The 18,451-nt window shown below is 68.4% G+C and carries 17 protein-coding genes and 2 pseudogenes; 6 read left to right on the forward strand and 13 right to left on the reverse strand.

Annotated elements, in window-relative coordinates; all coding sequences use genetic code 11:
* Window positions 1-29 precede the first annotated feature (29 nt).
* The 6 genes and pseudogenes from OJJOAM_RS17535 to OJJOAM_RS17560 form a co-directional block, all read right to left on the reverse strand.
* Window positions 30-761, reverse strand: a complete 732-nt coding sequence (locus OJJOAM_RS17535) for an SDR family NAD(P)-dependent oxidoreductase (RefSeq protein ID WP_149320200.1) — start codon at window positions 759-761, stop codon at window positions 30-32.
* A gap of 4 nt (window positions 762-765) precedes the next feature.
* Window positions 766-954, reverse strand: coding sequence for a hypothetical protein (locus OJJOAM_RS17540; protein ID WP_422650558.1), 189 nt, complete (start codon window positions 952-954; stop codon window positions 766-768).
* A gap of 176 nt (window positions 955-1,130) precedes the next feature.
* Window positions 1,131-2,335: pseudogene (gene pcaF, locus OJJOAM_RS17545) on the reverse strand (3-oxoadipyl-CoA thiolase).
* 84 nt (window positions 2,336-2,419) lie between these two features.
* On the reverse strand, window positions 2,420-3,067 hold the full coding sequence (locus OJJOAM_RS17550) for a CoA transferase subunit B (RefSeq protein WP_422650559.1): 648 nt from the start codon (window positions 3,065-3,067) through the stop codon (window positions 2,420-2,422).
* Between the two features lie 37 nt (window positions 3,068-3,104).
* The gene (locus OJJOAM_RS17555) at window positions 3,105-3,821 is read right to left on the reverse strand and encodes a 3-oxoacid CoA-transferase subunit A (protein WP_422650560.1); all 717 of its coding nucleotides are present in this window, start codon (window positions 3,819-3,821) and stop codon (window positions 3,105-3,107) included.
* 526 nt (window positions 3,822-4,347) lie between these two features.
* Window positions 4,348-4,554 (reverse strand): dodecin, encoded by a 207-nt coding sequence (locus OJJOAM_RS17560; protein ID WP_422650561.1) that lies wholly within the window; start codon window positions 4,552-4,554, stop codon window positions 4,348-4,350.
* Window positions 4,555-4,933: 379 nt separating this feature from the next.
* Between OJJOAM_RS17560 and OJJOAM_RS17565 the strand changes: the two genes are divergently transcribed.
* Entirely contained in the window at window positions 4,934-5,419 is a 486-nt protein-coding gene (locus OJJOAM_RS17565) for a phospholipase D family protein (protein ID WP_422650562.1), read from the forward strand.
* Window positions 5,420-5,468: 49 nt separating this feature from the next.
* On the opposite strand, the gene OJJOAM_RS17570 is transcribed toward OJJOAM_RS17565, so the two are convergent.
* Together OJJOAM_RS17570 and OJJOAM_RS17575 are read right to left on the reverse strand one after the other, a co-directional pair.
* Entirely contained in the window at window positions 5,469-5,816 is a 348-nt protein-coding gene (locus OJJOAM_RS17570) for a hypothetical protein (RefSeq protein WP_422650563.1), read from the reverse strand.
* A 121-nt stretch (window positions 5,817-5,937) separates the two neighbouring features.
* Window positions 5,938-6,750 (reverse strand): hypothetical protein, encoded by an 813-nt coding sequence (locus tag OJJOAM_RS17575; RefSeq protein ID WP_422650564.1) that lies wholly within the window; start codon window positions 6,748-6,750, stop codon window positions 5,938-5,940.
* Window positions 6,751-6,871: 121 nt separating this feature from the next.
* Between OJJOAM_RS17575 and OJJOAM_RS17580 the strand changes: the two genes are divergently transcribed.
* The gene (locus tag OJJOAM_RS17580) at window positions 6,872-7,084 is read left to right on the forward strand and encodes a hypothetical protein (RefSeq protein WP_422650565.1); all 213 of its coding nucleotides are present in this window, start codon (window positions 6,872-6,874) and stop codon (window positions 7,082-7,084) included.
* Between the two features lie 167 nt (window positions 7,085-7,251).
* On the opposite strand, the gene OJJOAM_RS17585 is transcribed toward OJJOAM_RS17580, so the two are convergent.
* A complete protein-coding gene (locus OJJOAM_RS17585) occupies window positions 7,252-7,644 on the reverse strand; it encodes an endonuclease (protein ID WP_422650566.1) in 393 nt (130 codons plus the stop codon).
* A 707-nt stretch (window positions 7,645-8,351) separates the two neighbouring features.
* On the opposite strand from OJJOAM_RS17585, the gene ligD reads away from it, so the two are divergent.
* From ligD to OJJOAM_RS17605, 4 genes are all read left to right on the forward strand, one after another.
* The gene (gene ligD / locus OJJOAM_RS17590) at window positions 8,352-11,348 is read left to right on the forward strand and encodes a DNA ligase D (RefSeq protein ID WP_422650567.1); all 2,997 of its coding nucleotides are present in this window, start codon (window positions 8,352-8,354) and stop codon (window positions 11,346-11,348) included.
* Window positions 11,349-11,519: 171 nt separating this feature from the next.
* Window positions 11,520-11,870: a hypothetical protein gene (locus OJJOAM_RS17595; protein WP_149320188.1), complete on the forward strand. Its 351-nt coding sequence runs from the start codon at window positions 11,520-11,522 to the stop codon at window positions 11,868-11,870.
* Window positions 11,871-12,064: 194 nt separating this feature from the next.
* Window positions 12,065-14,290, forward strand: coding sequence for a response regulator (locus OJJOAM_RS17600; protein ID WP_422650568.1), 2,226 nt, complete (start codon window positions 12,065-12,067; stop codon window positions 14,288-14,290).
* Window positions 14,291-14,338: 48 nt separating this feature from the next.
* Window positions 14,339-15,460 (forward strand): Ku protein, encoded by a 1,122-nt coding sequence (locus tag OJJOAM_RS17605; protein WP_422650569.1) that lies wholly within the window; start codon window positions 14,339-14,341, stop codon window positions 15,458-15,460.
* Between the two features lie 13 nt (window positions 15,461-15,473).
* Here the strand turns inward: OJJOAM_RS17605 and OJJOAM_RS17610 are convergent, their stop codons facing one another.
* From OJJOAM_RS17610 to OJJOAM_RS17625, 4 genes and pseudogenes are all read right to left on the reverse strand, one after another.
* On the reverse strand, window positions 15,474-15,956 hold the full coding sequence (locus OJJOAM_RS17610) for a PRC-barrel domain-containing protein (RefSeq protein WP_422650570.1): 483 nt from the start codon (window positions 15,954-15,956) through the stop codon (window positions 15,474-15,476).
* Window positions 15,957-16,109: 153 nt separating this feature from the next.
* A pseudogene (locus OJJOAM_RS17615) lies at window positions 16,110-16,686 on the reverse strand (hypothetical protein).
* Between the two features lie 104 nt (window positions 16,687-16,790).
* Window positions 16,791-17,102, reverse strand: coding sequence for a hypothetical protein (locus OJJOAM_RS17620; RefSeq protein WP_422650571.1), 312 nt, complete (start codon window positions 17,100-17,102; stop codon window positions 16,791-16,793).
* A 320-nt stretch (window positions 17,103-17,422) separates the two neighbouring features.
* Entirely contained in the window at window positions 17,423-18,364 is a 942-nt protein-coding gene (locus OJJOAM_RS17625) for a sensor histidine kinase (RefSeq protein ID WP_422650572.1), read from the reverse strand.
* Window positions 18,365-18,451: the final 87 nt, after the last annotated feature.

The raw sequence follows: 18,451 nt of genomic DNA on the forward strand, positions 1-18,451 counted from the left end.
CGGGCCACGACTTGTAATAGGGGCCGCGCCTAGACCGGTGCGACGCCCAGCGTGGTACCGCCACAGACGTACAGCACCTGTCCGGTGACGAAACCGTTTTCGGGAGAGAGAAAGAACAGCGTGGCGCGCGCCACGTCCTCGGGCGTGCCCATGCGCTTGACCGCGATGCTGGCCAGGATGCGCTTCGTTTGTTCGCTGCCCTCGGGATTGCTGCGGCGGAACAGTTCGGTGGCGATCGGACCGGGCGCGACCGCGTTGACGGTGATGCCGTCGCCGCCGAGCTCCATCGCCAGCGTGCGCGTCATGCCGACCATGCCAGCCTTGGTGGCGGAGTACACCACGCGCTCGGGCTTGCCCAGCGCCGCGCGCGACGCCATGTTGACGATGCGGCCGAAGCCCGCGGCGCGCATGGCCGGCAGGCAGGCCTGGGTCAGCAGCAGGCTGGCCTGCAGATGCAGGCCCACCACGTAATCGAGATCCTCGACGGTCGCGGTATCCGCCGTGCCGGGACGCGTCGCGCCGGCATTGTTGACCAGGCGCGTGATGGCGAATCGCGACGTCACCTCGGCGGCCGCGGCGCGCGTTGCAGCGGCGTCGGTCAGGTCCGCCTGGAAAAACGTCATGTTGGGATGCGACCAGCCCGGGGCGGCATAGTCGACATTGACGACGCGGGTCACGCCGTCGGCCAGCAGCATTTCGCTGATGGCGCGGCCGATGCCGGAACTGGCGCCGGTGACGAGCGTGGCAACGGGAAGAGACATCCGATTACTCCATGCCGGTATCGAACCGGTACTGCGAAGGTTCAGCTGAAATGCCGCGGAAGTTCAGCGGGAATGCAGCGTTGCATTCGGCGGTGAGTCCGGCGGCGAACTCGATCGTCAAGCCGGCGGTGAATTCGGCCGCGAAGCCGGCGATGAATCCACCGAACACCGCGGCGCTGGAACTGCCGCGCAAATTCGGGCGCAAAGAAAGCGTGCGGCGGACCGGCGAGCCAGTCGGCCCGGCCGCACCAACTGCGTTGGGAAATCTGTCGCAGCGCTGAGGGTCGACGCCTCGCCTTGGTCTACGGCAGGCGCGCCGCAAAACTTGAGCGGCTCAATCCCTCTCGCGCCGGCCGACGCGGGCGCCGCTCAGACGCGCTCGATCACCATCGCGATGCCCTGGCCCACGCCGATGCACATCGTGCACAGCGCGAAGCGGCCGCCGGTGCGATGCAGCTGGTACATCGCGGTGGTGACCAGGCGTGCGCCGCTCATGCCGAGCGGGTGGCCCAGCGCGATCGCGCCGCCGTTCGGGTTCACGCGCGCATCGTCGTCGGCGACGCCGAGCTCGCGCAGCACCGCCAGGCCTTGCGCGGCGAACGCTTCGTTCAGCTCGATCACGTCGATCTGGTCCATCGTCATGCCCAGCTGCTTGAGCAGCTTCTGCGTGGCCGGCGCCGGGCCGATGCCCATCACGCGCGGCGCCACGCCGGCGGTGGCCATGCCGACGATGCGGGCCTTCGGGGTCAGGCCGTGCTGGCGCGCGGCGGCTTCGCTGGCGAGCAGCAGCGCGCAGGCGCCGTCATTGACGCCCGAGGCGTTGCCGGCGGTCACGGTGCCGTCCGGGCGCACCACGCCCTTGAGTTTGGCCAGCGCTTCCATGCTGGTCGCGCGCGGATGCTCGTCGCGCTCGACGACGATCGGATCGCCCTTCTTCTGCGGGATCGTGACCGCGGTGATTTCCCTGCGCCAGCGTGCCGTCGGCCTGCGCGCGCGAGGCCTTTTCCCGGCTGCGCAGCGCCATCAGGTCCTGGTCCTCGCGGCTGATCTTGTAGTCGGTGGCGACGTTCTCGGCGGTCTCGGGCATCGAGTCCACGCCGTACGCCGCACGCATCGCCGGGTTGATGAAGCGCCAGCCGATGGTGGTGTCGAAGATCTGCGCATCGCGCGAGAACGCGCTGGTGGCCTTGCCCATCACGAACGGGGCGCGGCTCATGCTTTCCACGCCGCCGGCGATCATCAGGCCCGCTTCGCCGGCGCGGATCGCGCGCGCGGCCGTGCCGGTCGCGTCCATGCCCGAACCGCACAGGCGGTTGATGGTGGCGCCCGGCACGCTCTGCGGCAGGCCGGCCAGCAGCAGCGACATGCGCGCGACGTTGCGGTTGTCTTCGCCCGCCTGGTTGGCGTTGCCGTAGATCACGTCGTCGATGGCGCTCCAGTCCAGGTTCGGATTGCGCGCCATCAGCGCCTTCAGCGGTACCGCGCCCAGGTCGTCCGCGCGCACCGCGGACAGGCTGCCGCCGTAGCGGCCGATGGGGGGTGCGGATCGCGTCGCAGATAAAGGCTTCGGTCATGGTTGTCTCGTCCTTGGTTTCAGTGGTGGCGGCGGCGGTATCGGCAAGTGCGGGCAAGTGCGATCCGTCGCCATCGGGTCGGCATCAGGCGGGCTGCGCCTGCTTGAGCGGCACGCCGGTCAGGCGCTGCAGCTCGTCGAACGACAGGCCTTCGACCAGGTCGCGGGCGACCAGGCCGTCGGGCGTCACGTCGATGGTGGCCAGATCGGTATAGATGCGCGTCACGCAGCCGATGCCGGTCAGAGGATACGTGCATTCGGGCACGATCTTGCTCTCGCCCTGCTTGGTCAGGTGCTCCATCATGACGAACACCTGCTTGGCGCCGATCGCCAGGTCCATCGCGCCGCCGACGGCCGGGATTGCGCCCGGCGCGCCGGTGTGCCAGTTGGCCAGGTCGCCGGTCGCCGACACCTGGAAGGCGCCCAGCACGCAGTAGTCCAGATGGCCGCCGCGCATCATCGCGAACGAATCGGCGTGATGGAAATACGAGGCGCCGGCCTTGATGGTGACCGGCTGCTTGCCGGCGTTGATCAGGTCGCCGTCTTCCTCGCCGGGCGCGGGCGCCGGGCCCATGCCGAGCAGGCCGTTCTCGCTGTGCAGCAGGATCTCGCGGTCGGCCGGCAGGTGGTTGCCGACCAGGGTGGGCAGGCCGATGCCGAGGTTGACCACGGCACCGTCGGGAATGTCTCGGGCCACGCGGGCGGCCATCTGATCGCGGGTCAGGCGTTGCATATCGCTTCTCTCTTCGATGCGGGTTGGCGTCCGCGCGTCAGGCGGCGTTCGCCGCGCCGGTGGCGGCGGCATTGGCGGCATTCGCGGTGTTGGCGTCGACCTTGACGACGCGCTTGACGAACAGGCTCGGCGTCACGATGTGCTCGGGGTCCAGTTCCCCCAGTTCGACCACATGGCTGACCTGCACGATCGCGCATTTGGCGGCCATCGCCATGATCGGGCCGAAGTTGCGCGCGGTCTTGCGATAGGTCAGGTTGCCCCAGCGGTCGGCGGTATCGGCCTTGATCAGCGCGAAGTCGGCGTGAATCGGCGTCTCGAACACATAGCCCTTGCCGTCGATGATGCGGGTTTCCTTGCCCTCGGCCAGCGGCGTGCCGTAGGCGGTGCGGGTGAAGAAGCCGCCGATGCCGGCGCCGGCCGCGCGGATGCGTTCGGCGAGGTTGCCCTGCGGCACCAGTTCCAGCTCGATCTCGCCGGCGTGGTACAGCGAATCGAACACATAGGAATCGACTTGGCGCGGGAACGAGCAAATGATCTTGCGCACGCGCTTGGCCTTGAGCAGCGCGGCCAGGCCCGTTTCGCCGTTGCCGGCGTTGTTGTTGACGATGGTCAGGTCGCGCGCGCCCTGGGCGATCAGCGCATCGATGAGTTGCGCCGGCATGCCGGCCAGGCCGAAGCCGCCGATCATGATGGTCGCGCCGTCATGGATGTCGGCCACCGCCGATTCCACCGAGTCGAAGAGCTTGTTGATCAATTGCGTTCCAGTCGAAAAGGCCTGGCCGGACCGGCCGGAGCCCGCCGCCCGCTGGTGTGGGGCGGCCGCTGGAAGCGTCGTCTCCGGAGGTTCTGCCTGGCGTGGTTCCGGGCGCGCCGTGGCGGCGCCCATAAAGGCCCTAGCAGTCAAACGATGGTCCGTCGTGCGGACTCTTGTTCTTGGGTGCTGAAGTTCGCTATACGAACTTCGATTCGCAGAATGAACATCGAATGCAGAGGTTACACCGGTGCTGTTGCGGGGTCAAGGCGGGGTCAAGTTCGGGCCAAAGCCAGGATCCGGACGGGGTCCGGGCCGGGGGCAAGGGGGTCAAGGCCGGTCCGGCCGCCGGCAAGCGCGCAGCCGGGCGGACGGCGTGGCGCTTCCACGGCAGCCGGCTGCAGGCATGACCGCGAGAGGGACACCGAGGCGGAGAGGCGGAGAGGCAGAAAGGCAGAAAGGCAGAAAGGGAGAGAGCAACCACGGTGGCTGCCGCCGCGGCGTGCGCGGCGCCAACCGTGCGACACGCTCACTCGACGCGGAAGCCGACTTTCAGCGTGACCTGGTAATGCGCGATCTGGCCATTGAGGATATGGCCTCGCATCTCGACCACCTCGAACCAGTCCATGTTCTTGATGGTCTCCGACGCCTTGGCGAGCGCGCTGCGGATCGCGGCATCGGTGCCGTCGGGCGAGGTGCCCACGATTTCGACGAGCTTGTAGGTGTGATTCGACATCGCTTGCCTCCAGGGTTGGGCGCCAGCTGGCTGGCACCGGGGGTGGGATCACCGAGCGTCGCCGCACGCAACGCGCATGCGACGACGCGAGTTTCATCATAGGCAGCCGTGCCGCGCCGTTCCAGCCGCCTTGCCTTTGCTTGCTGCGGCTGCTAACTTCCCCCGCCTTCGCAACGTTTCCATTTCGATTCGTTATCCGATTGGTTACTGTTTGCCGCGAGCGGCGCGCTCCGCGGCAACGCATTCACGCCGTCTCATGTCCTTTGTGTCTCGCGCGCCCACTATCGTTGCCGGCGCCCTGTTATCCGTTCTGCTTTCCTCTTCAATCCTGGCGCCCGCCGCCTCCGCACGCAGCCTGCCGCGCAGCGGCGAAGCGCCGATGGCCCTTGCCGACGGCGCGCGCAGCTTCGCCGACGGCGCCAATTACGCGCTGTGCTTCACGCCCGATGGCGAGAGCTGCCAGGCCATGCTGGTCGACGCGATCCGCAACGCGCGGCGCAGCGTGCTGGTGCAGGCCTACTCGTTCACCAGCAAGCCGATCGCCGAGGCGCTGATGCAGGCGCGCAAGCGCGGCGTCGATGTACGCGTGATCCTCGACAAGAGCCAGGTGTCCGAGCGCTATACCAGCGCCACCTTCCTGAAGCACCAGGGCATCGAGGTGGTGATCGACTCGCGCCCCGCCATCGCGCATAACAAAGTCATGATCTTCGACGGCGAGGCAGTCTTCACCGGCTCGTTCAACTTCACCAAATCGGCCGAGGAACGCAACACCGAAAACGGCATCCTGATTCGCGGCGATGCGCGCCTGGTCAAGCGCTACGTCGACAACTGGCAGAGCCGGCATCGGCTGTCGCTGCCGTACTGAACGGCCAGCGGCGCGAACGACCGCGGCGGCAACCGGAGCCGCCGCGCGCTCAATCGTTGTCCTCCGCCGCAGCGCCGCCGCGGCGCCCGCGCGAGCCATACAGATCGGTTTCCTCGAGCCCGCGCTCGATATCGCGCGCCGCTTGACGTCCCACCGGCCGGCTGCCGGTGTGCTGGCTCTGATGCGATTCGTCGCGCTCGTGCGGCAGGCGCGGCATCGGTTCGCCGCCGCCCTTCTGCGGCAGCGTGCCGGGGTCCGGCTGCGACTGGTCGGCCAGCGGCCCGGGACCCTCGCTGGTGCCCTGGGCGGTACGTTCGCGAGTCGTCTCGCCCTGCGGCTGTCCGGTCGTCTGCCCCTGCCGCGGTTCGCGTTCCGGATGCGTAGGTTGCTTGGTCATACGGCTCTCCCCGTGATGATGGCGCGCCATGCCGGCACGCGAATGTTGACCTTCGATGACACGCAAACGCCATACCTGCGTTGCACAGCGCTCCCACCACAGCGTGTGAATTCCGTCGATTTCATGTTGCGGCGCGGTGGCACGCCCATTGCACGACACCAAGGCGCGGCATTTCGCCGCTGATGGAGACCAGCAATGAAACAGCAACAGCAACCGCAAGCGCAGCAAGGCGGCACCGAAAAGGGGTGGCATGGGCCAAGGTGGCCAATCGTCTCAGCAGCATCAGCAGAGCGGCGGCCAGACCGGCCAGCAGGGCGGCATGGGCAACCAAAGCGGCCAAGGCGGTCAGCAACAGCAAGGCGGTCGCCAGAGCGGTCAGCAAGGCGGCATGGGTCAGAGTGAAGGCGGCATGGGTGGCATGGGCGGCCAGTCGCAGCAAGGCGGCGGTCAGAGCGGCCAGCAGGGCGGCCAAGCCGGCCAAGCCGGTCAAGGTGGCCAGCAGCAGCAAGGCGGCAGGCAGAGCGGCCAGCAGAGCGGCGGCATGGGCGGCCAGAGCGGCGGGCAGCAGCAACAGCAGTCCGGGACGAGCGGCCAGCCTGGCCAGCAGTCGTCGCAAGGCGGCCAATCCGGCCAATCGGGCCAAACCGGCCAGAATCGCGAGCGGTAAATGCCGAACATCGGCTGACACGCCGGTCATTCCGCGAACGCGGGAATCCAGCGTCGTTTGAACGCGCTGGGTCTGCAGACGCGGGGACGACCGGCTCTGCTGACCAAGGGGCGCATGGGCGCCCTTTTTTTGCCCTCCCCTTTTTGCCGTCTTTTGTCGCTTGCCTTCCCTCCCGTTCTTACGACGCGTGAAAAATCGCCACGTCGTCGCTGTCGTCATTCGCTGACAATGCAATCCGTCGAACGCCGAGGCCGCGCTGCGCGTCAAGCCGACGCGTCGGCGCCGCCGCCGCTTCTACGCTGGTAAGCAAGAAGACAGGATCGCGATCATGCCGCCTCGCCGCATGGAACGAGCGCGGCATCGCGTTCCAACATCAGGGGAGCATGCGATGCAAGGCAAGACGACCTCCCTGCGCGAGGCCGCGCAGAAATGGCTGCCGCTATCGGCCAGCCACCCGTGCCGCGTCACGCGTTTCGGACATACCGGCAACCGCCGCGTGCCGTATGCGTGCATCGGCTTCGAGCGCGCGGGAAAGCGGCTATCGATCGTGTTCTTCCGTCATCGCGACGGCTCGTGGTACGTGTTTCCGCCGCTGCATTAGCGCAGCCGTGCGAAACGCTGCGAAGCGGTGCCCAGGACGTCGTCGATGCTACGACCCGCAGGGATCCATCTGACTGAAACACGACAGGATGAAACGACAAGAGCGCGACGGGCCTGCCCCATCGCGCTCCTTGCTGTCCCCGGTACCGGATTCAATGCAGCCTGCGATCAGTCTCCATCGAGGAACTGGCTGCGCTTGCCGACGCGCGATCCCAGCGTCGACAGGTCGTGATAGTGCGTATCGTGGTTTTCCATGCGGCCGTCGTAGCTGCCGCTCATCGGCATCGGCTGCGTGCCCGTCGGCGCCAGGTATTGCTGCGTCGGCTGATTGGTGCCCTGCGTGTACGGATCGAACTTGTCGCCGACGCGTGCGCCGCTGCTGTACGGATCGCGCGTACCCGCGGCGGCGGGATTGGCGGGATCGTATTGGCCCGCCGGAGCCATGCCCGGCGCGGTGCCCGTGGCAGTGCCGCGATCGCCCGGCACCTGCGCCAGTGCCACGCAGGAACCGGTCACCGCCAGCGCGGCGAGGGCGGTACGTACGAGGTGGTGTTTCGTCATGTTATTCACTCCTGAGACTGGCCCATGCATGCTGCGCTGGCGCCCGCAATGGGCGGCGCGCCAGCGACGACGCCAGGCGGGGTTCATGAACAGGCCCTGGTGGCATCGCATCGCGGCGGCGCGACAAGCGCCGGCACGACGATGCCCCCCGCGCAGGACCCGGCCTACCCCGCCGATCACGCGAAACGCATGCCAGAAACAGGCGCGCTTGCAAGCCGTGCCGGCAGCGCCGGCGGCGGGCCGCGTTCGCGCAGGGCTGGCGGCATCGGTGGGCCGCCGCCGTGCGGCCAGACGCGTCCGCACCGTCAAGCGCCGCCACGCCATGCGTCTCGCTCGTACTTTTTACTCGGCCATGCAGGATGTGCACGCCGCCGTCTGTGCGGCAGCGCGCATAGCGGGTTACCGGCCCTGCCATCTGCGCATGCGGCGTCGATTGCCCCCGCCATCGCGGCACGCCGCCGATCGTTGCGGGCGTTGCGGATGTAGGACGGTGGCCGATGGATCGCCGCATTCCGATTGCCTATAAGCGAAGTGACAGAGCAAGGTGACAGCGCAAAGTGACAGCGCGAGGTGACAACGCAAAGCGCCGAGCGAAATCACAGCGCGCAGTGACAGCGAGCGAAGCGACAGCAAACGACGATGCCGCGCTTCACGCGCAGGACCGAAGGCCACGCAATGCCGCGTGGCCCGATCGAGGAGCGGCCGCAATGGCGACCAAGCGAGCAGCAGCGAAGCAGCCGGCCAAGGCGGCAACCAAGCGAACCGGCAAGGACAACGCCGCAGCGGCGGCCAAGGGCGCGACCGCGCGGCCGACCCCGCGCACCGCGACGCGTCCCAGTGCTCCGCGGGCGGCGCGCGGCGCGAGCCCGGACCCGCTGCAGCGCTATCGCACCATGCGCGACTTCGGCACGACCGCGGAACCGGCAGGCGGTGCGGTGGCAAGGCGCGCCGCCGCGAAAGCCCAGGAGCTGTCCTTCGTCGTGCAGAAACACGCGGCGCGCCGGCTGCACTACGACTTCCGTCTGGAGCTCGACGGCACGCTCAAGAGCTGGGCCATTCCCAAGGGCCCGAGCCTGGACCCGGTCGACAAACGGATGAGCGTCCATGTCGAGGACCACCCGCTCGAATATGCGAACTTCGAAGGCGTGATCCCCGAAAAGCAGTACGGCGCCGGCACCGTGATCGTCTGGGACCGCGGCACCTGGGTGCCGATCGGCGATCCGCGTCAGGGCTATCGCGACGGCAAGCTCAAGTTCGAGCTGCATGGCGAGAAGCTGCATGGCGCCTGGACGCTTGTGCGCATGCGCGGCCGGGACGAGCGGCAGGAACCGTGGCTGCTGATCAAGGAGCGCGACGACGCGGCGCGGCCGGCGGCGGAGTTCGATATCACCGAGGCGATGCCGGACAGCGTGCTGGGCGGCGGCGCGCTGGAGCCGGACGGCAAGATCGCGCGCAAGGCGTCAACAAAGGCGGCGTCGAAGACCCCGACGACGACGGCGACGAAGACGGCAACCAGGACGGCGACGAAATCCGCCGCCGGCACATCGACGAAAACCGCGAAGAAAACGGCCTCGGGCAAATCGGCGGCCGACAGCAAGACCGCCGGCAGCAAGCGGTCCGCGACCGGCGCCATCCCGCTTCCACCGGGCGCGCGCCGTGCCGCGCTGCCGCTGACGCTGGCGCCGCAACTGGCGACGCTGGTGCAAGGGCCGCCCGCCGATGCGCAGAACTGGGTCTACGAGGTCAAGTTCGACGGCTATCGCGTGCTGGCCCGCATCGACGGCGGCGACGTCAAGCTGTTCACGCGCAACGGCCACGACTGGACCTCCAGGCTGAAAACGCTGGCGCGCGAGCTCGGCACGCTCAATCTGCCGTCGGCCTGGCTCGACGGCGAGATCGTCATCGTTGACAAGGACGGCAGCACCGACTTCCAGGCGCTGCAGAACGCCTTCGACAGCGACCGCACCGACGCCATCCAGTTCTTCGTGTTCGACGTCCCCTACTATGCCGGCCACGATCTGCGGCAGGTGGCGCTGGTCGAGCGCCGCGACCTGTTGCGCCGCGTGTTCGAGGAGCACAACGTCTCGGCGCATCTGCGCTTCAGCGAGAGCTTCGAGGCCGGTCCCGAGGAAATCCTCAGCGCGGCCTGCCGGCTGCGGCTCGAGGGGCTGATCGGCAAGCGCGTCGATGCGCCCTATGTCTCGGCGCGCTCGCCGAACTGGATCAAGCTCAAATGCAGCGAGCGGCAGGAGTTCGTGATCGGCGGCTTTACCGAGCCCAAGGGCACCCGCAATGGCCTGGGCGCCCTGCTGCTGGGGATTCACGACGAGGCGGGCCGGCTGGTCTATGCCGGCAAGGTCGGCACCGGCTTCGATGTGCAGACGCTCGATACGATCCGGGCCAAGCTCGACGCCCTGCGCACCGATGCCTCGCCGTTCGACAGGATGCCGGCGATCGCCAAGGGGGTGAAGGGCATCTGGGTCCGGCCCAAGGCGGTGGCCGAGGTGTCGTTCGGCTCGTGGACGCGCGATGGCTTGATCCGCCATGCGGTGTTCCATGGGTTGCGATCCGACAAGAGCGCCAGCGCGATCGGCAAGGAGAAGGCGATGCCCGCACCGGGCAAGACAGTGGCCAAAAGCGTAGGCCGGGCGAAATCGGCGGGGGCGAAGGGCAAGGCGGAGGACAGGGCCGAAAGCAAGGCCGAAGACAAGCCGGCGAAGGCAAGAGGAAAGGCTGGCAAGGCCGCTCAGGCCGAGACAGCGGATGCCACGCCACCGGCCAAACCCGCCCGGACGAAGGCCTCCTCCGGCCGCGAGCAGATCGGCAACGTCCGCGTCAGCCATGCCGACCGCGTCATCGATCCGTCGACCGGCGCCACCAAGGGCGATCTGGTGCGCTACTACGAAGCGGTCGCGCCGCGCATGCTGCCGGAATTGCGCGGCCGGCCGCTGGCGGTGTTGCGCGGCCCCTCCGGCGTGGGCGGCGAGCTGTTCTTCCAGAAGCATGCCGAGACATTCAATATCGCCGGCGTCAACCGGCTCGACCCGTCGCTGTGGCCGGGCCACCCGCCGATGATCGAGGTCGCCAGCGAGACCGGCATCGTCGCCGCGGCCCAGCTCAACGTGATCGAGTTCCACACCTGGAACGCCGACAAGCGCCAGATCGAGAAGCCCGATCGCGTGATCTTCGACCTGGACCCCGGCGAGGGCGTGCCGTGGAAGCATGTGGTCGAGGCCGCCGCGCTGACCAAGGGCATGCTCGACGAGCTCGAGCTGACTGCCTTCCTGAAGACCAGCGGCGGCAAGGGCCTGCACGTGGTGGTGCCGATCGCGCGCCGGCTCGGCTGGGACGAGGTCAAGGACTTCGCCCAGCAGCTGGTCGTCCATATGGCCAGGACCATCCCGCAGCGCTTCGTCTCCAAGAGCGGTCCGCGCAACCGCGTCGGCAAAATTTTCATCGACTACCTGCGCAATGGGCGCGGCGCCACCACCGTCGCCGCCTTTTCGGCGCGCGCACGGCCGGGCCTGGGCGTGTCGATCCCGTGCAGCTGGGACGAACTGACCTCGCTGCGCTCCGGCGCCCAGTGGACCATCGCCAACGCCCTGGCCCGCATCGAGGAGACCGAGCACGCCGATCCCTGGGCGGACTACGGCAGCACGCGGCAGACGCTGACCGCGGCAATCCGGCGCCTGGGCAACGGCTGAGCACGCCGGACTGGCCCGCCCGCCGCCGTGCTGCCCCCGCAGTGCATCATGCGGCCACTCCGTGTCGGACAAACGAGGGCATGGTTCTTGCCACTTCGGACACATGCGTCCGCGCATTGGTGCGACGGACGCGTGACCGAACGACGACGCAAGCACGAACCGGGAGCCACCATGACAACCCCTCGGACCACGATCCGCATTGCCCACTATGCCGCCCTGGCGCTGATGACGGCGCTCGCCTGGGCGCCCGCGCAGGCCCGCCTGCCGGCCCCCAGCGCCGAACAGCAGCGCGCCGCCGACGAACGCAAGGCCAAGGAGGCCGAAGCGGCCAAACAGCAGGCCGAAGCGTTGACGCGCGTGCAGGACCAGATCGCCGCCCGCTTCGGCAAGGGCGCGCAGCCGTCCGGCACCACGCAGCCCGGCGACGTCTCGCAGAAGGCCGCCGAAGTCCGGCCCAGCGGCCCGCACGGCGGCACCGCGCCGAGCGCGGAGGCCCACTCCGGCGAAGTACAGCGCCGCTGAAGCCACTTTATTCGGTCGTTTGCCGCCTGGAAGTGGCTTTGCATCAACTACAAGCGTTGGAGAGCTAGATTGGTAATTATTACAAACCGCGTCGGCAGCGGGGTCGCGCCGAACGCAAAAACCGACCTGCCGCCCCCTTGGCGCCCCGCATGCCTGCCCATGGCGAGGACAGCATGAGTCCGATCGATACCAGAATGTCGTCCGATTCCCGGGACAACCGGCCCCTGGTGCTGGTGGTCGACGACAACGAGGGTTCGCGCTACATCAAGGGCCGCATCCTGCGCCGCGCGGACTATGCCGTGCTGGAAGCGTCGACCGGCGAGTCGGCGCTGTCGCTGGTGCGCCGCTACGCGCCGGACCTGGTGCTGCTGGACATGAAGCTGCCGGACATCGACGGCCTGGATGTCTGCCGCATCATCAAGGACGACCCGCAAAGCTGCCGCACGCTGATCCTGCATACGTCCGGTTCGGCCAGCGACCCGCGCTACCGGGTCGAGGCGCTGGACCACGGCGCCGATAGCTATCTGGTGGAACCGGTCGAGCCGGAGGAGCTGGTGTCCAGCGTCAAGGCGCTGCTGCGGCTGCGGCGGGCCGAGGAGGCCTACCACCGTACCTCGCAGGCGCTGCGCGACAACGAGTTCCTGTTCCGCCAGCTGGCCGACAACCTGTCCGACGTGCTGTGGATCTTCGATCCGCAGGAGCGCAAGTTCCTGTTCGTCGGCCCGGCGTTCGTCACGCTGACCGGCCGTCCGGTGGAAGACCTGCATCAGCACGGCAGCGCCTGCTTCGGCTGGGTGGCGGAGTCCGACCGGGAACGCGTGCAGGCGGCCTGCGAGGCGATGCTGCGCGATGGCCATATGGATCTCGAATTCGCGCTGGTCCACGCCGACGGCCAGACGCGCGACGTCCGCGCGCGCGCCTTCCCGGTCAACAACGCCAGCGGCGAGTTCTACCGCGTGGTCGGCGTGTGCGAGGACATCACGCAGCAGAAGCGCGCCGAGAAGATGCTGCGCGAGGAAGAACGCCGCAAGGACGATTTCCTCGCGATGCTGGTGCACGAGCTGCGCAACCCGCTGGCGCCGATGCGCAGCGCCGCCGATCTGCTGATGCACTGCGCGCCGTCGCGCGAGGACAGCTTCAAGGCGCGCGACATCATCGCCCGGCAGCTCTATCACCTGACCCGGCTGGTCGACGATCTGCTCGACATCTCGCGCTTCACGCGCGGCACCATCACGCTGCGCGACGACCTGGTCGAGCTGCGTTCCGCGCTGAACACCGCGGTGGAAACCGTCCGCCCGCTGATCGAATCGCGCAACCATCAGCTGCGCCTGTCGGTGCCCGAGGGTCCCATGCCGGTGCGCGGCGACCTGGTGCGCCTGACGCAGATCTTCGGCAACCTGCTGAACAACGCGGCCAAGTACACGCCTCCCGACGGCCTGCTGTCGATCGAGGCGCAGGCCGATCAAGGCATGGTGACCATCCGGATCACCGACAACGGCACCGGGCTGTCGCCCGAACGGCTGCAGGGCCTGCGCGAGACCTTCGAGCGCGACGGCGCCAACGGCAATATCGCCGTGGCCGGCGGCAATGGCCCCGGCATCGGCCTGTCGCTGGTCCATCGGCTGGTCAGCATGCATGGCGGCCAGCTGTCGGTGCAGAGCAACGGGCCCGGCCATGGCAGCAGCTTCATCGTGCAGCTGCCGATGCAGCCGTGGCGCAGCTGGCAGCCGACGCTGGGCGGACGGCAGGCACCGGCCGGCAAGCCGCGCACCGTGATGGTGGTCGACGACAACGTCGACGCCCTCGAGGCGATGGCGATGACGCTGGAAGCGCTGGGCCATACCGTGATCACGGCGCTCGACGGCGCCGCCGCGATCGTGCGCGCGGTCAAGTACAAGCCCGAGCTGGTGCTGCTGGATCTGGGCATGCCGGGCATGGACGGCTTCGAGATCGCGCAGCGGCTGCGTGCGATACCGGAGCTGCAGGCGATGAAGGTGGTGGCGCTGACCGGCTACGGCCAGCCCGGCGACAAGCTGCGTACGCAGGCCGCCGGCTTCGACGACCACCTGACCAAGCCGGTCGACCTGGAGGTGCTGTCGCGCCTGCTGGACGAATGCCGCGATGGCCGCAGCGAGGGGCGCACCGAGGGGCGCGCCGAGGCCAATGCCGGCGCGGCCACGCCGCCGCCCCTGCATTCGCCGTTGGGGCGTCCGGTGGACAGCAGCACGGACACCGGTTCCACCGCCTCCGGGCCGACATCTTCGATGGAGAAACGCATGCATACCACGCCAGAACCGGATCAAACCCCGGACCAGCCGCCGACTACGCCCGAACCCGAGGTGCCGCCGATCGATCCGCACGAGCCGGTCATCGACCCGCCGCCGGGCGACGTGCCGCCGCCCCCGCCGCAGCGCGCCTGAGGGCGCGCGGCCGCCCTCGCCTGACGGTCCAAGACCCGGAGTTTCCCTGTGCCACGCATCATCTGGAAAGGCGCCATCTCCTTTGGCCTGGTCAATATCCCGGTCGTGCTGAAGGCGGCCGCGCGCGACAACGCGCTCGACTTCGACTGGCTCGACGAGCGCGACATGGCGCCGGTCGGCTATCAGCGCATCAACAAGAAGACCGGCAAGCCGGTCGACAAGGACCATATCGTCAAGGGCTACCAGTACGAGAAGGGCGAGTACGTGCTGCTGTCGCCGGAGGACTTCCGGCAGGCCAACGTCGAGGCGACGCAGACCGTCGATATCGTCAGCTTCGTGCAGGCCGACCAGATCCCGCCGTACTACTTCGAGACGCCCTACTATCTCGAGCCGGACCGGCGCGGCGAGAAGGGCTATGCGCTGCTGCGCGAGACCCTGCGCCGCACCGGGCGCGCGGCGCTGGCCCTGGTGGTGGTCCACAACCGCCAGCATCTGGCGGCGGTGCTGGTGCTCGGCGATGCGCTGGTGCTCAACACCATGCGCTGGGCCGAGGAGGTGCTGCCGATGGACGAGCTGAAGCTGCCCAAGAGCACCGGCAAGCAGCAGGGCGTCAGCCCGCGCGAGATCGAGATGGCGACCCGGCTGGTCGAGGACATGCAGGAGGACTGGAACCCCGAGGCCTATCGCGATACCTATCGCGACGACCTGATGGAGCGCATCGAAGGGAAGATCGCCGAAGGCAAGACGCACCTGCTGACGCCGGCCGAGCCGGACAGCGGAGAACCGCGCAAGTCGGCCGAGGTGATCGACATGATGGCGCTGCTCAAGGAAAGCATCAAACGCCGTGGCGGCCGCGGAGGTGCGCGCGCGGAAGCGGACGACGACGCGCAGCCCGGGGAAGCGGACGAGCAGGAAGAAGACGAGACTCCGCGCGCGAGCCCGCGCAAGCGCGCCACGGGGGCGCGCAAGACCGCGCGCAAATCGACGTCTCGTACCGACACCAGGGACAGCAAGGACAAGGACGCCAAGCCGGCAAGCAGCCGCAAGAGCGCGGCCAAGTCCGGCAAGGCGTCAGCGTCGACAAAGAAGACCGCGGCCAAGCGGGCCAGTACGGCCGCTACCGCCAGTTCCGACAGCGGATCGCGCAGCCCGCAGCGCAAGCGGGCCTAGCACTGCAACGCCATCAAGCCCACGGATCGTACGAATCCTCCTTCCAATACGGCGAGGTCCCGTAGTACTGGTGGATGCTGGTCGCCCATTGCGGGTCCGCCATCGCCGGCCAGTGGTCCTTGTCGAAGCCGGGCGCGGCCTTCAGCTTGTCCTTGTCGACCCCCAGCACGAAACACTTGCGCCGCGTATCAAGCGTCAGCGCCGACCACGGCACCGCGAACAGCTTCTCGCCGATGCCGAGGAAGCCGCCGAACGACAGCACCGCATAGGCGACGCGGCCGCCCTGCACGTCCAGCATGATGTGGTCGATGGTGCCGAGGTCCTCGCCGGCGGGTCCGATCACGCTGTTGCCTTCGAGCGTATCGGCCGCCATCACGAAGGGACCGGGCCCGCTCGCATTGGTGTCGACATCGCCGACGATGGTCGCGCCGGCCGGCGCGCGGGCCGCGGTCGGATCGCGCAGGTCCCGGGGGATCGCGGGGATCGCGAGGGTCACGGATATCTCGCGGATCGCGCGGGTCTCTGTCGAGTGGGTTCATTGGCGACTCCTGCTTCGGTTGTCGGTTGACACAATGGCGCCCTCGCGCCCCTTCATCGCCGCCGCATCGTCATCATCGCGCGGCGTCGGCACGCATCGGCATGGCCCACGTCACGGACGGCTGGCCGGCACCGGCGGCGCCAGCGGGTCGAAATCGACCCAGCGGCCTTCGCTCCAGCGCCCGTAGGCACGTTCGACGTCCTTGGCGCCCGCCTGGCGCAATACCTCGGCGGCCGTCTCGCGCGTGTCGGGATTGACGTGCACGGCCAGCAGCACGCCGGCATCGCGCTCGGTCTTGACCTGGCGATCGGGATCGGGGGGCGTTCGATACCCGGTCGGGATCGCGCGTCATCGACAGCGCGCCGACCAGCGAACCCAGATAGGCGCCCAGGCCCGTGGCCAATGCCAGCACCAGCACGGAGGCCTGCATCAGCGCCAGCGCCACCGCGCCGATCACGGCGCCCGCGATGGCACCGAATACGATGCCGCGGCCGGCGCCGGCACCCGCCTTGCGGGTACCCGCATCGACCGCCACGTCGCCGCCGAGCGGGAAGCGTCCATGCTGCCCCGGGGGATTGACGAAGAACAAGGTCACGTCGTCCTCGGCGAAACCCCGGGCAAACAACTGGCCCGCCGCCGCCTCGGCCTGGGCGAACGTATCAAAGCGTCCGGCGATGATCAGGGACATGCTGGCTCCTTCGAATCGGTTGGCAGACACCCGCTTGGCGAGCGATGGATCGGCAATCGGATTCGGCATGGCGTTCGGCGGTCGCGACGCCAGCCCGGCTGGCATCAGGACTTGCCCTTGGACTTGGCGGTGGAGCCGGTCTTCGTCGCAGCGGCTTTAGCGCCCGCGGTCTTGCCGGACTTTTCGCCCTTGTCGTCCCTGCCCTCCTTCTCGTCCTTCTCGTCCTTGTCGTCCGAAGCCTTCGCCCCGTCCTTGCCCGCTGCGCCCTTGCGTTCGGCCGCGGGACGCGCGCCCTCGGGCTGGTGCGCGCTGCCCGGTTCGATCTCCCAGTCGGTGTCGTCCACGTCGGTGCTGGTCTCCTTCTCGGCATGCATGGCGGCGCTGGGCGAGATCGGATCGCTGGCCGGGAAGGTCATCTCCACCGATTCGTCGACGGCTTGCTGATAGGTGCACGCGCTGCTCTGCTTTTCGTCGTCCTGCTGCGCGGCGCTCTTCTGCTTGCTCGGCTTCGCCGCGCTGGCGGAAGCAGACTTGGCGGCGGTTCCATGGGCGGAGGGGGGTCGCGGTCTTGGCCTTCTGCATCATCGGCTCCTGCTCGATTGGAATAGCGAAACAGATGCAAGCGACGGGCCAGAAGAGGGGATGCCGGGACCGGCGCGCAAGCGGCGCATACGACAGCACTTCCCGTTGCACAAAGTGCATCGCACGTAAAAAGTACTTGCGACGCGAACGCGGGTCAGGCGGGTAGGAAAGGGAGAAAAGGACGGCGGGGAAAAAGCGAAATCAAGCGCCGGCAGAAGGTCCCGAAGGGGGGCAGGGAAGGTGCCTCGATGCCTGTCGCAGCGGCCGCCGGCGGCACGCGCGGGAAGGTGACAGCGATGCAGGCGCTCTCGCCGTCCTGCTCGCATTGCGTCGACGGCTCGGCGCCGAGCGTAGCGCCATGCAGTTCCGCCATGCGGCGCGCCAGCAGCAGCGCGGAACTCTGCCGCGCCGGCGCGGCGCCGTCATTGCCAACATCGCGCCGGAAAAACTCGGACAGTACCGACAGGCGTTCCTTGATGCGATCGGCCGTCGTGCGGCTTTCGGTGAGGCGCAGCTTTACATGGTCGTCCGCCGGTTCGAGATGCGCGTCGATGGTGTCGCCATTGCGCGCCTGCTTCAGGCAATGCAGCACCAGATGGCGCAGCATCGGCTCGAGCCGGCGCGGGTCCGCTTGCACGAGCGCATCGCCGCGGCTGCCCTCGCCGTCGTGCACCAGCACGTCGGCCAGCGTGACGCGGCGCGATTCGGCTGCCGGCTTGACCGCATCCATCGCCTGCGCCATCGCGGCCGCCAGGTCCACCGCCTCCCATTGCGGCTCGGTCTCGTCGGCCAGCAGCCGCACCGCCTCTTCCATATGCTGGATCAGCATGACCTGCTGCTGCATGGCCGTACGCAGCCCGGCCAGCGCGCGTTGCACCGGCGCGGTGGGCGCATCCAGCGAATGGTCCAGCACGTAGGCCCAGCTCTGGACGCCGTTCAGCGCCGAGCGCAGATCGTGCGAGACCTGGTCGATCAGCGTCGTGACCTCGGAAGTCGCATCGACAGTCGCCGGCACCCGGTGCTCGGTGCCCGCTCCGCCGGATTGGCCGCCGTTTTCCGCATCGGCGCGGCTGGAGGGGAAAGGTCGCTTGGACATGAAGGATGGAATCATTTCGGGGGTCGCTGCGCCGATGCGGCGGGGCCGTATTTCCGAGCCCAAGCATAGTTTGGGCCAGGCCATTGG

Source organism: Cupriavidus sp. H18C1, assembly GCF_049311595.1.
GTDB lineage: Bacteria > Pseudomonadota > Gammaproteobacteria > Burkholderiales > Burkholderiaceae > Cupriavidus > Cupriavidus cauae.

What these genes read in the sequence shown, in the direction of transcription:
- OJJOAM_RS17565 (WP_422650562.1), top strand. Translation starts at nt 4,934, where the DNA reads ATGGCCCTTGCCGACGGCGCGCGCAGCTTCGCCGACGGCGCCAATTAC.
- OJJOAM_RS17620 (WP_422650571.1), bottom strand. Translation starts at nt 17,102, where the DNA reads ATGACCTTCCCGGCCAGCGATCCGATCTCGCCCAGCGCCGCCATGCAT.
- OJJOAM_RS17550 (WP_422650559.1), bottom strand. Translation starts at nt 3,067, where the DNA reads ATGCAACGCCTGACCCGCGATCAGATGGCCGCCCGCGTGGCCCGAGAC.
- OJJOAM_RS17560 (WP_422650561.1), bottom strand. Translation starts at nt 4,554, where the DNA reads ATGTCGAATCACACCTACAAGCTCGTCGAAATCGTGGGCACCTCGCCC.
- OJJOAM_RS17625 (WP_422650572.1), bottom strand. Translation starts at nt 18,364, where the DNA reads ATGTCCAAGCGACCTTTCCCCTCCAGCCGCGCCGATGCGGAAAACGGC.
- OJJOAM_RS17595 (WP_149320188.1), top strand. Translation starts at nt 11,520, where the DNA reads ATGACAACCCCTCGGACCACGATCCGCATTGCCCACTATGCCGCCCTG.
- OJJOAM_RS17580 (WP_422650565.1), top strand. Translation starts at nt 6,872, where the DNA reads ATGCAAGGCAAGACGACCTCCCTGCGCGAGGCCGCGCAGAAATGGCTG.
- OJJOAM_RS17600 (WP_422650568.1), top strand. Translation starts at nt 12,065, where the DNA reads ATGTCGTCCGATTCCCGGGACAACCGGCCCCTGGTGCTGGTGGTCGAC.
- ligD (WP_422650567.1), top strand. Translation starts at nt 8,352, where the DNA reads ATGGCGACCAAGCGAGCAGCAGCGAAGCAGCCGGCCAAGGCGGCAACC.
- OJJOAM_RS17535 (WP_149320200.1), bottom strand. Translation starts at nt 761, where the DNA reads ATGTCTCTTCCCGTTGCCACGCTCGTCACCGGCGCCAGTTCCGGCATC.
- OJJOAM_RS17570 (WP_422650563.1), bottom strand. Translation starts at nt 5,816, where the DNA reads ATGACCAAGCAACCTACGCATCCGGAACGCGAACCGCGGCAGGGGCAG.
- OJJOAM_RS17585 (WP_422650566.1), bottom strand. Translation starts at nt 7,644, where the DNA reads ATGACGAAACACCACCTCGTACGTACCGCCCTCGCCGCGCTGGCGGTG.